Raw genomic sequence first — 15,316 nt, forward strand, 5'->3', positions numbered from 1 at the left:
CTATTTTTTGGCGTGCAGGAGGGCGACGGCGGCTTCGGCCGTGAGCAGGCGGAAGGTCAGGCTTTCCTGGAAGTAGAGCTGCACCGCGGCGGGCGAATGGCTGGCATAGCCGATGGAGATGTCCTGGCCCACGGTGAGTTCGAAATCCCCGCCCCGTGTCGTCAGCACCAGCCCGCCCTCGATCGCAGGGGCCCAGATCACCGGCCCGTCCACCAGGCGCTCGACATGGTGGAACACCGGATAGCCGTCATCGCTGCCGCCGGCCGCCGCCGTATAGGCATCGCCCCCCAGCACCAGCGCATAGGGACCTTCCACACCCGCCAGCCGCAACTGGCTCACCGCCTGCGCCACCACGTCCGGATAGGCCTTCACCTGGGCCGGAAGCGTCAGCGCCGGGTTGCTGAGACCCGGGCGGATGCCCCCGATCCCGGCCGCGGCAAAACCGTCGAACACCGCCCGATCCTCGGCAAAGGCCAGCTTGCGCGCCGCCTCCTTCAGCGGCGACCAGTCCGAGTCGAGCGCCCCCCGCTCCACATCGTCGATCGCCGAGCGGGCTAGCTCGAAGCCCACGCGCAGCTCGACCAGCGCCTGCACCTCCCGCTGCACCGCCTCGATGCCCTCGCCAGGCCCGGCAAGCGGGCGCACATGCCCGGTTCCCACCGCCGAGGCCGCCAGGCCCTGCGGGCCTTCCAGGTCGACCACACGCCGCGCCGCCAGATGACGCTTGAGGGTGCGCGCCGCCTCGTCCTCGATCTGCCCCCACGCTGCCTCTGAGATCGGTGCCAGCTCCCGATGGAGATTATTCATGGTCTGCCTTCCTCTTGAGCGATCCAATGCCGAGCGAACCATCGCCGCCGGACGGGCGTAAGCCGGGACTTGCCGCCGCCTCGGGCTCCGGCGGGGCCGCCTCGCCCGCTGCCGGTGCGCCGGCCGCCACATCGTCCAGGAACGTCGCCGAGGGCACGAAGAACAGCGAACCCGTCACCGCCCGGCTGAAATCCAGCAGCCGGTCGTAATTGCCAGGCGGGTGCCCGACGAACATGTTCTCCAGCATCTGCTCGATCCGGCGGGGCGAACGCGCATAGCCGATGAAATAGGTGCCGAACTCGCCCTTGCCCGCATCCCCGAACGGCATGTTGTCGCGCAGGATCTCCAGCGCCTCGCCATTCTCCTCGATCGAGGTCAGGACATTGTGGGCATAGGGCGCCTTGAGCGCATCCTCCTGCTCGATGTCCGACAGCTTGGCACGCCCGATGATCCGCTCCTGCATCTCCACCGGCAGCCGGTTCCAGCCCGCCAGGTCATGCAGGTATTTCTGCACGATCACATAGCTGCCGCCGGCAAAGGCCGCATCCTCCCCGCCGATCAGGGTGGCATCCACCGCTGCCTGCTCGACCGGGTTCTCGGTGCCGTCGACAAAGCCGATCAGGTCGCGGTCGTCGAAATATTTGAAGCCGTGCACCTCGTCCACATTGGCCGCCGCCTCCCCGATCCGCGCCATGATCTGCGCCGCCAGTTCGAAGCAAAGGTCCATGCGCCGGGCGCGGATGTGAAACAGGATGTCCCCCGGCGTCGACACCGCATGATGCACGCCACGGATCTCGCGGAAAGGGTGCAGTTCCTTCGGCCGGGGCGCCCCGAACAGACGGTCCCACATCTGAGAGCCCAGGCCCATCACGCAGGACAGCCGCCCCTCCAGGTCCCGGAACCCCACAGCCCGCAACAGACCCGACAGATCCGCGCACAACGCCCGGATCGCCGCCTCCGCCTCCGCGCCAGGCTGGACCGTCACCACCAGAAATATCGCACTGCCCGTCAGGGAGGCTACGACAGGCTGCGAAACGATAGAGGGCAAACTCGACTCCATACGGCGGCCATCGCGCGAGCAGGCGATCAAAGACTCAACGGTGACAACTCACCATATCCCGAGCCTTGTGCACAAGCATCCGGAGCGTTTTATGATTTGACGGATTGTGCGAAAGACGAGCGCTCCGATCCTTGCCAAACTCGGTCTTGCAAGGACGCCAATGCGTGACCGGCCGACCCCTCGCGTCACCTGCCGGTCATCGCGGCAGGCCGGGGGCCGGCACTCCTGAAAAGGCCAGCAACCCTGCAAGGGGCGATGGTTCGCTGGAGGCAGGCTCATAGACGCAGGAAGCTGCCAGGATCGCCAGGCCCAGAATGCAAATCGTGATCCGTTTCATTGGAAACCTCGTCGGGCGCGGCAACGCCGCGCCCTGTCGGTTGGAGATGGAAAAGGCGGGCGGGACGAAGGGCTCTGCCCTCAAGCGAGGGAAAGCTCGACATTGATGTTGCCGCGCGTCGCCTTCGAATAGGGGCAGGTCTGGTGGGCTTCCTCGACAATGGCCTGTGCAAGCTCATGATCGAGGCCCGGCAGGCTGACCTTCAGGCGCGCCTGCAGGAAATAAGCACCGTCGGTGGTGCCGAGATCGACTTCCGCATTCACGGCCGCATCGGTCGGGAGCTTCAGCTTGCGCTTGCCCGCGGCAAGACCCATGGCGCCGATGAAGCAGGCAGACCAGCCCGCTGCAAACAACTGCTCGGGATTGGTGCCGGGCTGGCTGCTGCCGGGGGGCGACAGCTTGATGTCGAGCCGGGCATCGTCACTGCGCGCGGCCCCGTCACGACCGCCAGTGGTGTGGGTCCGGCCGGTATAGAGAACCTTGTCGATCTTGGTCATGATACACTCCTGTCCAGTGGGGTTGTCGATACCGCCCTCTGCGGCATCGGAAAGACCGGCGTGTTTTGGAAGGAGCGTTTGTCCGGCATGTTTCCGAAAAAGCCGGAAATGTAACAGATCGTAGCTTCGGACGAGATCGACATGCTGGCATACCGCAATGCCTGAAAGCCTTGGAAGACACCCAGGCCTTCACCGGATGACGACTTCCGCCGCCAGCCCTCCGCCATCGCGATTGTAGAGTCGGACGCCGCCGCCGAGGGTCCCTGCCAGCTGCTGGGCGATGGCAAGGCCAAGGCCTGTGCCGCCGGTCTCGCGATTGCGCGACTGTTCCAGCCGGAAGAAGGGCTGCATGGCCGCCTTCAGCATGTCTTCGGGGATGCCGGGGCCGCGATCCAGCACCGTGATGATGGTCTTGCCGTCGGCGCTGCGTTCCACGCCGACCTCGGCGGCACCGGCAAATTTCAACGCATTGTCGATGAAATTCGAGAGAATGCGCCGCAGCGCATGCGGCTTGGTGGAAGCGACTCCATCGACATAGCCGACGACGGTCACCGCCTTGCCGGTGTCCTGATAATCATAGGCGATGCTGTCGATGAAGGAGGCGAGATCGATGCGTGCCGCCTTCTCGCCGCTGCTATGCGAGCTGCGCGCATAGGCGATGCCGTCCTGGACCAGGCGTTCGATTTCGCGCAGGTCCCGCACCAGCTTGTCCTTCTCCGGTGAATCGTCGGCCATGTCGGCCCTGAGCCGCATGCGGGTGATCGGCGTTTGCAGGTCATGCGAGATCGCGGCGAGAATCTGAACGCGCTCCTCCAGATAATGGGCGATGCGTTCGCGCATCGCATTGAAGGCCCGGGCCGCATGGGCAACCTCGCTTGGTCCGGCCTCGCTGAGCGGAGCGCTCTTCCTGGTGGGGTCGAGGGCATCGGCGGCGGCCGCCAGGTCGCCGAGCGGGCGGATAGCCTGCCTGACGGCAAACCAGGTGCACAGCAGCAAAAGCGCCATCTGCAGGACCAGGACATAGGGCAGCCAGTCCGCGATCGGCATGACACCGCGCGGCGTGATCTCGATGGTCAGCGGGCTGCCATCGCTCAAGGTCAGATGGGCCTGCAGGCGGTTGCCCTCGCCCGGTATGGCTTCGATGCGCAGCGGGAAACGGGACCCGGCTGCGCTCTCCAGTTTCGCGGCAATCTCCTGGCCATGGCTGGAAGTATTGGGCACGCCGGCAAGCCCCGGGCCCAGAGTGAGATTGTAGTTGCCGCGGCTCAGCCAATCCAGCAACTCCGGCCTTTCGCTCGCCGGCGTCCGATCGAGCACGGCGATCGAGGTCGCGACATCGTTTTCCAGCGTGCGCAGCATCAACGCCTTCGCCGACATATAGCGTTCGGCATAGAGGATGCCGAAGGACAGGCCATAGGCGATCGCCAGACCCGCCAGCAGGATCAGGAACAGTCGGGCGCGAAGGCTCTTGGGCCACCACAGCGGGCGGAACGCGCCATCGACCATCATGACCTGGGCTCCGAGATCTCGACGGGAACGGAGAGAACATAGCCTTCGCTGCGAACCGTCTTGATGTAGGTCGGCTCGCGCGCGTCATCGCCCAGCCGCTGGCGCAGGCGGCTGACCAGAAGGTCGATGGAGCGGTCGAACAGGTCGGCATCGCGGCCCTGGGTGAGGTTCAGGAGCTGGTCACGGTTGAGGACACGCTGGGGGTGGTCGATGAAGACGCGCAGCAGCCGGTATTCGGCCCCGCTCAGCGCCACCTCGGTCCCCTGGCTGTCAAGCAGGTGGCGGCCGACGGTGTCGAGCCGCCATTCGCCGAAAGTCAGGAGCTGGCCGGCCTCGCTGATCTGCAGGTTGGGCGGCAGCATCCGGGTTCGTCGCAGGACGGCATTGATGCGCGCCAGGAGTTCGCGGGCGGCGAAGGGCTTGGGCAGATAGTCGTCGGCGCCCATTTCCAGACCGATGATGCGGTCCATCTCGTCGCTGCGGGCCGTCAACATCAGGATCGGTGTCGCCTTATGCTTTCCGGCGCGCAATTCGCGGCAGAGCACGAGGCCATCCTGACCCGGCATCATCACGTCGAGCACGATCAGGTCGACCGTATTGGCATCGAGGAAGCTGCGCATCTGGCGCCCGTCGGCTGCGACCGACGCACGCAGGCCGTTCTTCTTGAGATAGCTCGACACCAGATCGCGGATTTCGCTGTCGTCATCGACGATCAAGATGTGGTCGACATGTTCCATGCCTGAACTTTCCGTTTTTCGTGCGGTAAGATTACATCGCTGCACCATTACTTCTTCGTTGGCGAGAAAGCTCGCACGAAACGCAGAAATACCCTGCCCTGTCCTCTCCCCTTTCGCACCAGACAGAAGAGACATCGCGATGTATCCCCGATATGTCCCCTGCCCGGGGTGATTGCATACGCATGTAGGATCAGCAGCTGCGGATACGTTGCGATACAATCGGGACATCGAGGCGACCGTGACCGCGGCCTCCAAGGCCTTTGTGTCGTTGTGTGGCAAGGCAGGCCTCCTTCTACAATCGGGTACAAGAAGCTGCCGCCATCGACACATCCGAGATACCTCGTCCCTGCCAGATCGGGGCCTTCCTGCCGGCGCCCTACACGACTGGGCACGGCAATCCGATTGCACAGGAGACGATGATGGCCCTGCTTGCCATTGCCTATCTCGGGGGCGTTCTGACCATTCTCAGCCCCTGCATCCTCCCCATCCTTCCTTTCGTGTTTGCCCGGACCGGGCAACCCTTCCTGCGCGGGACGCTGCCCATGCTCACCGGCATGGCCTGCACCTTCGCGCTGGTAGCGACTTTGGCGGCCGTCGGCGGGAGCTGGGCCATCCAGGCCAACGAGTTCGGGCGCCTCGCCGCCATCGTGCTTCTGATCATATTCGGCCTGAGCCTGCTCTCGCCACGCCTCGCCAGTGCGATCACCTTGCCGATCGTCGACTTCGGCAATCGCCTGCACAGCGCGTCCACGACCTCAGGCAGGTCAACGGCCGCCCGTTCGCTCGTTCTCGGCGTGGCAACGGGCCTGCTCTGGGCGCCCTGTGCCGGCCCGATCCTCGGCCTGGTGCTGACGGGCGCAGCGATTCAGGGGGCCAATGCCGAGACGACGCTGCTGCTGCTTGCCTATGCCGGCGGCGCCGCCACCTCGCTGGCCGGTGCCCTCCTGGTCGGCGGCAGGCTGCTTGCCGGCATGAAGCGTTCGCTCGGCATCAGCGCGCGCATTCGGCAGGGCCTGGGCATCGCGGTCCTGGCCGGCGTCGGCGTGATCGCCCTCGGCCTCGACACCGGCCTGCTGGCGCGCCTCTCCTATGCCGGTACCGTGAGCATCGAGCAGGCCATCCTCGACAGGCTGCATGTGGATCCGCGGACCGCCATGGCATCCGGTCTCGCCGGCAGCGGCATGCTGATCGCGAGCGCCAAGGCGCAGACGCCCTTCCGCAGCACGCTTCCCATCGAGAGCAAGGCCCCGTCGCTCGACGGCGCCGTCGCCTGGCTGAACTCGCCGGCCCTCGACACGGAGCAATTGCGCGGCAAGGTGGTGCTCGTCGATTTCTGGACCTATTCCTGCATCAACTGCATCCGTACCACGCCCTATGTCCGCGCCTGGGCTGAGAGATACAAGGACGAGGGACTGGTGGTCGTTGGCGTGCACGCGCCCGAATTCGCCTTCGAGAAGAAGCTCGACAATGTCAGGCAGGCGGTCAAGGATTTCGGCATCGCCTATCCGGTGGCCGTCGACAACGACTATCGCATCTGGCGCGCCTTCGGGAACAGCTATTGGCCGGCCTTCTATCTGATCGATGCGCGTGGCCAGATCCGCTACCACCATTTCGGCGAGGGCAATTACCGCCAGACCGAGCAGGCGATCCAGGATCTGCTGCGCGAAGCCGGCAGCGACAAGCTGGCGAAAGAAGCGGTCGCACCCACGGCGAAGGGCGCCGAGGCCAGTCCCGATCTAAGCAATCTCGGTTCGCAGGAAACCTATCTCGGCTATGGCCGCGCCGACAATTTCGCCTCGGCGGAACGGGTGTCGCCCGACGCGGCCCGCGACTATTCCGTCGCTGATCCCGGGCTCAACCAATGGGGCCTGTCAGGTACCTGGACCATCGGCGCCGAACGGGCGGTTCTCGACAAGGCAGGCGGCGGCATCACCTATCGCTTCAGCGCCCGTGACCTGCATCTCGTGCTCGGTCCCGGCGCTGCCGGCAAGCCCGTGCGCTTCCAGGTCAGCGTCGACGGCAAGGCTCCCGGTCCCGACCATGGGGCCGATATCGATGCGCAAGGAAACGGCCTGGCCACCGAAACGCGGCTCTACCAGCTCATGCGCCAGTCCGGCGGGGTGGCGGCCCGGACTTTCGAGGTCCGCTTTCTCGACCCCGGCGTCGAAGCCTATGCCTTTACCTTCGGATGACGGCTTTCTGGAGCACACAGTTCCATGTCTCGATATGGAATAGCTTCGATACAACGGGCGAAAGCAGCGTGCCCTTGCAAAATTTTTTCTTGAACATTCGTTCCCTAATATCTAGATGATCAACATGGCAAGATTACGGGAATTCGACACCGACGCCGCGCTCGATGCCGCGATCGGCGTGTTCAGGGAACATGGCTTCGAAGGCAGTTCGGCCCAGATGCTCGTCGATGCCATGGGTATCGGCCGGCAAAGCCTCTATGCCGCCTTCGGCGACAAGTGGCAGCTCTATTGCGCCGCAGTGCGCCGCTATGGGTTGGGCGAATGCTCCGCCCATTTCGAGGCCTTGCGAAGCGGTGCGCGCGGCATGGACGGCATCAAGGCGATGCTGCGCCGGGTGGCCGACACGGCCAATCAGCCTTGCCTCGGCACCGGTTCGGTCTGCGAGTTCGGTGCGTCTCGTGCCGATCTCGCAGAGATCAATGCGTCATTGGCCAGAAGCCTGGGCGGCGTCCTTGCCGGCCGGGTCCGGGACGCGCAGCGCGAAGGCGACGTCGCCGCCGATCTCGATCCGGAAAGGATGGCCGAATTTCTGATGGCCAGCATCGCCGGCATCCGCATTGCCGGGCGTAGCGGCGCCGACCGCCGGATGCTAACCAGCCTGGCCGACATGGCCTTGAGGGCCCTGCGCTAGGTTTTTTTGCATAATTCAGGAACGAACGTTCAATATTGGAGTTAATCAATGAAAGCCATCGTGATGAATGGAATCGGCGGAAGCGACAGGCTGAGCCATGTCGAGAGCGCCGAACCGGCGCCTGGCCCCGGCGAGGTCCTGGTCGAGATCGCCTTTGCCGGCGTCAACTTCATGGATATCGGCGTCAGGCAGGGCATGGCCTGGACCGAAATGCCCAATCCCAAGATCCTCGGCGTGGAAGGTGCCGGCCGCGTCCTGGCACGAGGCGATGGCGTCGCGGACTTCGAGCCGGGCCAGCGCGTCGCCTGGGTCTATGCGCCAGGCAGCTATGCGGAACGGATCGCAATGCCGGCCACCGCGCTGGTGCCCGTGCCCGACGCGATCGACGACCGGACTGCCGCTTCGATCATGATGCAGGGGCTCACGGCCAGTCACTTCGCTACCGATTTCTATCCGGTTCAGCCCGGCGACATCGCCTTCGTCCATGCGGCAGCCGGTGGCGTAGGGCTGCTGCTGACGCAGATCATCAAGCTGCGGGGCGGCCAGGTCATCGGGCGGGTTTCGACACCGGACAAGGTGGCCATGGCCAAGGCAGCCGGCGCCGACCATGTGATCGTCGACACCGAGGGGCGATTTGCCGAGGATGTCCTGCGCCTGACCGACGGGGAAGGCGTCCACGTCGTCTATGATGGTTCGGGCCCTACCACGTTCCAGGGCTCGCTCGACATCTTGCGCCGGTCCGGCACGTTCTGCTGGTATGGCCCGGTCCTTGGCGGCCCCGGCCCGCTCGATATCATGAGCCTGCCGCGGAGCATCAAGATCGGCTACGCAACCTTTTTCGATCACATCCACACGCCCGAACTGCTGCGCGGGCGCTCGGCCCAATTGTTCGACTGGCTGGCGGAGGGCATGCTCGAGGTTCGGATCGGCGGCGAATATCGATTGGCCGACGCGGCCAAGGCCCATGCGGACATGGAAAGCCGCAAGACCACCGGCAAGCTGCTGCTCGTTCCGTGACGGTCGGGGCCTCCCTCTCGCCGAAGCCCGGATCGGACCGGCCCTGACGGTGCTGGCCCGATGGGCATTCCCATCTTGGTCTTCCCTTGTCGGGCCCCGCCATGCTTTGCTTGGCCGAATCCGATGAGGGAGACCGGCGTGGGCGCAGACGATATTTCCGCATTCGCAACAGCCGCTGAGCTCGGCCGCCTGCTGGCGGAGGGACGCACCACCTCCGAAGCCATCACGGGCCGTGCCCTGGAGCGCATCGCCGCCCATGACGGCGCCCTTCATGCCTTTGTCGGCGTCTTTGCGGAGGAAGCGCTCCAGGCGGCCATCGCCTCCGACCGGCGCCGATGCCGCGGCGAGAGCCGGGGCTTTCTCGACGGCGTGCCCTATGCCGCCAAGGACCTGTTCCACGTCAAGGGCTGGCCGACAAGGGCCGGTTCCAGGGCGCTCGGTTCCGAGCCCCAGGCCGTGACGGCCAATGCCGTAGCGCGCCTGACCGAAGCCGGCATGGTGCTCGTCGGCAAGGCCCAGACCGTCGAATTCGCTTTCGGCGGTTGGGGCACCAACCATATCACCGGCACGCCGCTCAATCCGCGGGACCCGGATGTGCCCCGGGCACCCGGCGGCTCCTCCAGCGGATCGGGCGTAGCGGTTGCCGCCGGCCTGGTCCCGGCAGCGCTCGGCACCGACACAGGCGGCTCCATCCGCAATCCGGCCGCGATGTGCGGCATCGTCGGCCTGAAGACCACCGTCGGCCGGATCGGACGCGGGGGCCTGCTGACCCTTGCCACCTCGTTCGACAGCGTCGGTCCTCTCACGCGTTCGGTCGAGGATGCCGCCCTCCTCTTCGCCGCCATGGCCGGACGGGATCCGCTCGATCCGGCGACATTCGGCGTGCCGCCGGTCGCGCTGTCGAGCGCGCCGGAGCATGACCTTGCCGGCCTCCGCCTCACCATCCCTGCCCCACGCGACCTTGCCGGGGTCGATCCCCACGTGCTCGAGCGGTTCCGCGCAGCGCTCGCCGACCTCGAGGCGCTCGGCGCAGACATCCGGGAAAAGGCGATGCCGCGCGCGCCGGAAGCCTATATGGCGCTGACCGGCGAATTGATGTCGGCCGAATCCTGGCACCATCTCGGCCGCTATGCCGGGCCTGACGATAGCCCGGTGCATCCGGACGTACGGTCGCGCATCCTCAAGGGCAGGGAGATCGACGGTGCCCGCTACCAGCACCTCCTGGAGCAGCGGCGTGCCGCGCAGATCGAGTTCGCCGCTTATCTGGAGGGCGCGGATGCGCTGCTGACGCCCACGGCTCCGATCCTGCCGCCACCGCTCGCCGAGATCGATGAGACGAAGACGCCGCTCGGCACCTTCACGCGCTTCGTCAACCTGATGGACATGGCCGCGCTCAGCGTCCCCACCGGCCTCGTCGGGACCGGCCTGCCGACCGCCCTGCAGATCGCGGTACCACGCTTCGAGGAAGCCCTGGCCCTGCGCATCGGCCGCGCCCTGGAAATCCGCCGCGGCGGGCTGTTCGAGCCGCCGCCCGCCTATGAGACGCCCTGAGCCATGCCGTTCCGGCGACGTAGCGCGGGTTCCTATTCCCCGCTCGCATAAAGCCAGCGCGCCACCAGCGCATCGGTGTCCGTGCCGAAATCGTCGCGTTCGCCTTCCGAGAAGACGGTGCCGTTCTTCACCACATAGACGTAATCGGTGATGGCCAGTGCGGCGCGGATGTCCTGGTCGACCAGCAGCACCGCCTTCGACAGATCGCGCGCCAACCCCTGCACGATGTCGTAAATGGTCTCGCTGGTCTGCGGGTCCACCCCCGCGGTCGGCTCGTCGATCAGGTAGACGGAGGGGTCGGCCATCAGGCTGCGGGCGATCTCGACCTGCCTCTGCTGGCCGCCGGAAAGCTGGCCTGCCGGCTGGCTGCGTTTCTCCCGGATGACGGGAAAGCGCTGATAGGCGCTATCGAGACGCTCGGCCAGCACCGGCTTCTTCGGCCTCGCATGCCACAGGCCGAGCTTGAGATTGGCCTCCACCGACAGATGGGGAAACAGGCTCGGCCGCTGCGGCAGATAGGCGACGCCGAGGCCGAGCATCCGGAACGGCGGGCTGCCGGTAATGTCATCCGTGCCCAGCAGCACGCGGCCGGCACTGGGGCGCAGGAATCCGAACAGGGATTTCAGGAGGGTCGACTTGCCGGTACCGTTCGGCCCGACCACGCAGGAGATGCGGCCGGGCCAGGCCTTCACGGACAGGCCGCGCAGAATGTCGATGTCGCCGGTATAGCCGGCGACGAGATCTTCGCAGGCCAGCAAGCCCGGCCGGTCGCTCCAGCGGGGCTCGGCGGGGGCCGGGGCCGGACTCATCTCAAGGCCCTCCCATGCGCGTGCCGGTATAGGCGCGTACCACGTCGGCATTGCGGAGCACCTCCGACACGGCGCCATCGGCGATCTTGCGGCCCCGCGCCATCACCAGCACGCGGGTGACGACCGAGCGCACCGCATCGAGATTGTGGTCGACCAGCACGATGGTGTGGCCATCCCGGTTCAGGCTGCGGATATGCCCGACGATCTCGTCGAGCAGGCGCGGATGCACGCCGGCAAAGGGTTCGTCGAGCAGGAGCAGGCGCGGCCGCAGCATCAGCGCACGGCCGAGTTCCAGCAGCTTCTGCTGGCCGCCGGAGAGCGCGCGCGCATAATGATCGGCAAGGTGCTCGAGCCTGAGGAAGGCGAGCACGCCGCGAGCCCGCTCCTCGGCGGCTCGACGACGTTCCGAGGCGTCCGACAGCGCGGGAACGATCAGGTTCTCCATCACCGTCATGCGCCGGAACAGCCGCGGCACCTGGAAGGTGCGCGCGATGCCGCGGCGGGCATAGAGATGGGCCGGCTGGCCCGCCATGTCGGCGCCCTCGACCTCAATGCTGCCGCCATCGGGCTTCAGCGCCCCCGTGACCATGTTGATGGTGGTGGTCTTGCCCGAACCATTGGGGCCGATCAGGCCGAGGATCTCGCCGCGCTGCAGGGTAAAGGACAGGTCCTCGACGGCATGAATGCCGCCGAAATGCTTGGCGAGACCGTTGACGGAAAAGAAGGCTGCGCTCTCACTCGGCATGGCGTTTCCCGGCTGGTTGGCCTGCCTGCCTGGTCCGGTCCACACGGCTCCAGCGTTCGATCAGCGGAAAAAGGCCGTTCTGGGCAAAGCGCTGAACCAGGATCAGCACCAGGCCCATCAGGACGAAGCGCCATTCGCCATAAGCCCTGAGGAATTCCGACAGCACGAAGACCACGACGGCACCGATGACCGCGCCGGGCAGGCTCTCGATGCCGCCGATCACCGCCATGGCGATCACCAGTCCCATCTCGGGCAGGATGGCGATGTTCGGCGTCAGAATGCCGATGAAATGCCCGTAATAGATGCCGGCCACTGCGGCGATCATGCTGGTGACGACGAAGACCAGGATCTTGTAGCGCGTCGTGTCGATGCCGCTGGCCCGCGCCGCGCCCTCATCCTCACGAATGGCGCGCAGGAACAACCCGACACGCGTCGCCAACAAGCCGTTCATCGCCAGCATGGCCGCAACGACGAGGCCGAGGCCGAGATAGTAATAGGGCAGGTCCGACCGGCCCGCGAACAGGGTCGGCACCGGCAGGCCGAGCATGCCGCGGGTGATGCCCTCCTCGGCCACCAGCACCATGCGGAAGATCTCCGCGAGGGCGAGCGTGAACAATGCGAGATAGGGACCGGACAACCGCAACACCAGGGCGCCGATCAGCGCGCCGGCGATCGCGGCGAGGATGATTGCCAGCAGCATGGAAAGGGCGAGCGGCAAGCCGAGCAGGCTGGTGCCGAGCGCCGAGGCATAGCCGCCAAGGGCGGCGAAGGCGACATGGGCGAAGGAGAACTGCCCGGCGAAACCGGCAAGCATGGCCCAGCTCGCCGCCAGCAAGGCGTAGTACCAGGCGATGGCGCCGACATGGATCCAATAGGTTCCGGCGCCCAGTGGCGCGAGCAGCGCCGCGATCAGCAGGATGGCCTGGACGACCTGGGACAGGGAGAATCGCGCCATGGTCTCCCGGCCTATTCGAGGCGCAGATGCGAGCGGCCGAAAAGGCCGGTCGGCCGCACGAGCAGGGTGATGACGAGCAGCAAGGCACCGAAGGCCTGGGTATAGGCCAGCGCCCGGTTGGGATCGGGCAAATAGCCGACGCCGAGGCTCTGGACGAGGCCGAGCAGGATACCGCCGACGATCGAACCGCCGACCGAGCCCATGCCGCCGAGCACGATGATGATGAAGGCCTGCACGCCCGGCAGGTCGCCCATCGAGGGCGACAGCGCAAAGACCGGTGCGATCAGCGCGCCGGCCCCGCCGGCCAGGGCCGAGCCGAGCCCGAAGGCAACCGTATACATGCGATGTGGATCGATGCCGATGACGGCCGCCGATTCACGGCTCTGGCTGACGGCGTCGAGCGCCTGGCCGAGCGTTGTGCGCTTGAGAAAGAAAGCGAGCCCCGCCAGCAGGATCACCGCGACGACGGCCGCAATCAGCCGGTCATAGGGCAGGATCAGCGGGCCGGCGATCAAGACCCCCGCCATGAAGGAGGGCGGCGATTTGGCGAACGGCCCGAAGACGACGAGGCCGAGATTGGTGAGCAGGATGGTAAGGCCGAAGGTGACGATGATGGCATATTCGTCCTTGCGCTCGACCTTGTCGGTATACATCGGTGCGATCACCAGCCGCTCGAAGGCGACGCCGAAGACGAACAGGCCGATCATCGCGCCGGCGACGCCGAGCAGCGGATGCAGGCCGAGGCCGGTGATCAAATAGTAGGAGGCATAGCCGCCCAGCATATAGAGCGAGCCATGGCCGAAATTGACCACCTTCAGCACGGAGAAGACCAGCGTCAGGCCGGAGGCGATGAGCGCGTAGATCAGGCCGATCACCAGCCCGTTGACGGCGAGAAGAAGAAAATAGCTCATGATCCCCTCACCATCGGCTGCGACGGGCGAGGACCGGCGGAAAAAGCCGGCATCCGTCGGTACGCGCCATCAAGGCAGGATCTTGTCCGTGGTCGCCCAGTTCTTGGGATAGACGATGGCCGCCTCCTCCGGGCTCTGGTTCTCCGCCGTGTACTGGATGATGGTGAAGGGCACATCCATGAACTGGTGGAAGGCCCAGGCCGGGGTTTTGGTCGCCGGGAAATTGTAGGTGGCGTTGGCGCCTTCATACTTGACCGCCTCCAGGGCCTTGACGATCGCGGCGCGGTCGGCGGACCCGGCCTTGCGGATGCCTTCGACCACCACGCCCAGCGTATCATAGGCTTCCAGGGCAACGCCGGTGGGCGCCCGCTTGTAGCGCTCGGTGAAAGCGGCCACGAACGCCTTGGCCTTGTCGTTCCATTGCGACTTCGGCTGGGCGACATTGACGATCAGGAGGTTCTTGGCACAGGCACCCGTGACCTCCCAGACCTCCTTCTGCAGCAGGCCGGACGAGCCGATCAGCTTGGTCTCGGCGGTCGGGGCAAGGCCGAGCTGGCAGGCCTGCTTCACCAGCTGGTACTGGGCCTGGCCGGCGATCACCATCTGGATGGCGTCGGGGCGCGGGCTCTGGCTCATCAGGCGCAGCAGGGCCGGGGTGAAATCCTGCTGGTTCAGGTCGATGGTGACCAGGGTGTTGGCAACGTTCTTGGCCTGGAGTTCGCTGGCGATGATCTTGGCGCCGCCCTGACCGAAATCGGTATTCTCGGCGATGATGGCGACGTTCTTGAAGCCCTGCTCGACCGTCCAGTCGGCGGCCTTGACGTAGACCAGCGAGTTGGCGGGAGAGACCCGGAAGACCTCAGGATATTGCTTGGCGGTGACGTCGTCGGCCCAGACATCGGTGCCGACCCAGGGCACGCCATATTTGTGCGCCTCTTCGATCTCGGCCAGGGCCACGGAAGAATGGAACTCGCCGAAGATCGCCGAAACATTGTTCTTGGTGATCAGCCGGACCGCCGCCGCGCTGCCTTCCGCGGGCTGGCCCTTGGTGTCTTCATAGGTGACCTGGAGCTGGCGGCCGAGCACGCCGCCGGCCTTGTTGATCTCGTCGACGCCGAGCTGCACGGCCCACTGCATCTCCTGCCCGCCGGAGTAATTGCCGGGCGGGGAAAGGGGGCCCACCCAGCCGAGCGCGATGGGCTCCTCCGCCAGGGCCGGCGTCACGGCCAGCGACATGGCGAGCATGGCGAGCGCCCCGAGACGGCTGCGGGTCGAGTTGTTCATACCGATGTCCCCCTTCTCGTTCTGGTGCTTTTTTTCAGACAATTACACCCGTTGGTGAATTGCAAATAAAAAGTCACCCGCCGAAGCGACGGGTGCTGTTGAGATCAATAATATCATTACAATTTCTTGGTCACCTTGGGCTCATCGCGCGCGGCGAAAGCCGCGAACACAGGACAGTTCTCGCCGGGAAGCTCGCCACTGCCTGCCGTATTTC

14 protein-coding genes are annotated in these 15,316 nt (G+C 65.8%); 4 read left to right on the plus strand and 10 right to left on the minus strand.

Annotation, left to right across the window (positions count from 1 at the left end; translation table 11 throughout):
• The 5 genes from ACTJKX_RS21850 to ACTJKX_RS21870 form a co-directional block, all read right to left on the minus strand.
• Positions 1-807, minus strand: a complete 807-nt coding sequence (locus ACTJKX_RS21850) for a family 1 encapsulin nanocompartment shell protein (RefSeq protein ID WP_440726497.1) — start codon at positions 805-807, stop codon at positions 1-3.
• A complete protein-coding gene (locus tag ACTJKX_RS21855) occupies positions 800-1,867 on the minus strand; it encodes a Dyp-type peroxidase (protein WP_440726498.1) in 1,068 nt (355 codons plus the stop codon). The genes ACTJKX_RS21850 and ACTJKX_RS21855 overlap by 8 nt, the downstream gene beginning before the upstream one ends.
• A gap of 417 nt (positions 1,868-2,284) precedes the next feature.
• A complete protein-coding gene (locus ACTJKX_RS21860; RefSeq protein ID WP_394312742.1) occupies positions 2,285-2,701 on the minus strand; it encodes an organic hydroperoxide resistance protein in 417 nt (138 codons plus the stop codon).
• Between the two features lie 189 nt (positions 2,702-2,890).
• The gene (locus tag ACTJKX_RS21865) at positions 2,891-4,210 is read right to left on the minus strand and encodes a sensor histidine kinase (RefSeq protein ID WP_394312743.1); all 1,320 of its coding nucleotides are present in this window, start codon (positions 4,208-4,210) and stop codon (positions 2,891-2,893) included.
• The gene (locus ACTJKX_RS21870) at positions 4,207-4,947 is read right to left on the minus strand and encodes a response regulator (protein WP_068287811.1); all 741 of its coding nucleotides are present in this window, start codon (positions 4,945-4,947) and stop codon (positions 4,207-4,209) included. The genes ACTJKX_RS21865 and ACTJKX_RS21870 overlap by 4 nt, the downstream gene beginning before the upstream one ends.
• A gap of 419 nt (positions 4,948-5,366) precedes the next feature.
• On the opposite strand from ACTJKX_RS21870, the gene ACTJKX_RS21875 reads away from it, so the two are divergent.
• The 4 genes from ACTJKX_RS21875 to ACTJKX_RS21890 all read left to right on the plus strand — a co-directional run bounded on the left by ACTJKX_RS21875 (position 5,367) and on the right by ACTJKX_RS21890 (position 10,398).
• On the plus strand, positions 5,367-7,139 hold the full coding sequence (locus ACTJKX_RS21875; RefSeq protein WP_440726603.1) for a cytochrome c biogenesis protein DipZ: 1,773 nt from the start codon (positions 5,367-5,369) through the stop codon (positions 7,137-7,139).
• Between the two features lie 124 nt (positions 7,140-7,263).
• Positions 7,264-7,830, plus strand: a complete 567-nt coding sequence (locus ACTJKX_RS21880) for a TetR/AcrR family transcriptional regulator (protein ID WP_311943616.1) — start codon at positions 7,264-7,266, stop codon at positions 7,828-7,830.
• 48 nt (positions 7,831-7,878) lie between these two features.
• Complete coding sequence (locus ACTJKX_RS21885) at positions 7,879-8,847, plus strand: quinone oxidoreductase family protein (RefSeq protein ID WP_394312745.1); 969 nt, start codon at positions 7,879-7,881, stop codon at positions 8,845-8,847.
• 138 nt (positions 8,848-8,985) lie between these two features.
• Positions 8,986-10,398 (plus strand): amidase, encoded by a 1,413-nt coding sequence (locus tag ACTJKX_RS21890; RefSeq protein ID WP_394312747.1) that lies wholly within the window; start codon positions 8,986-8,988, stop codon positions 10,396-10,398.
• A gap of 32 nt (positions 10,399-10,430) precedes the next feature.
• Here the strand turns inward: ACTJKX_RS21890 and ACTJKX_RS21895 are convergent, their stop codons facing one another.
• The 5 genes from ACTJKX_RS21895 to ACTJKX_RS21915 form a co-directional block, all read right to left on the minus strand.
• Entirely contained in the window at positions 10,431-11,207 is a 777-nt protein-coding gene (locus ACTJKX_RS21895) for a branched-chain amino acid ABC transporter ATP-binding protein (protein WP_367624534.1), read from the minus strand.
• Position 11,208: 1 nt separating this feature from the next.
• Complete coding sequence (locus ACTJKX_RS21900; RefSeq protein ID WP_394312749.1) at positions 11,209-11,952, minus strand: ABC transporter ATP-binding protein; 744 nt, start codon at positions 11,950-11,952, stop codon at positions 11,209-11,211.
• Positions 11,942-12,907: a branched-chain amino acid ABC transporter permease gene (locus tag ACTJKX_RS21905; protein ID WP_440726499.1), complete on the minus strand. Its 966-nt coding sequence runs from the start codon at positions 12,905-12,907 to the stop codon at positions 11,942-11,944. The genes ACTJKX_RS21900 and ACTJKX_RS21905 overlap by 11 nt, the downstream gene beginning before the upstream one ends.
• An 11-nt stretch (positions 12,908-12,918) precedes the next feature.
• Positions 12,919-13,818, minus strand: a complete 900-nt coding sequence (locus ACTJKX_RS21910) for a branched-chain amino acid ABC transporter permease (RefSeq protein WP_149249899.1) — start codon at positions 13,816-13,818, stop codon at positions 12,919-12,921.
• A 69-nt stretch (positions 13,819-13,887) separates the two neighbouring features.
• Positions 13,888-15,102 (minus strand): ABC transporter substrate-binding protein, encoded by a 1,215-nt coding sequence (locus ACTJKX_RS21915; RefSeq protein ID WP_149249900.1) that lies wholly within the window; start codon positions 15,100-15,102, stop codon positions 13,888-13,890.
• Between the last annotated feature and the right edge of the window lie 214 nt (positions 15,103-15,316).

Origin of the sequence: Labrys sp. 22185 (genome assembly GCF_052045555.1) — a bacterium.
Classification (GTDB): domain Bacteria; phylum Pseudomonadota; class Alphaproteobacteria; order Rhizobiales; family Labraceae; genus Labrys; species Labrys neptuniae.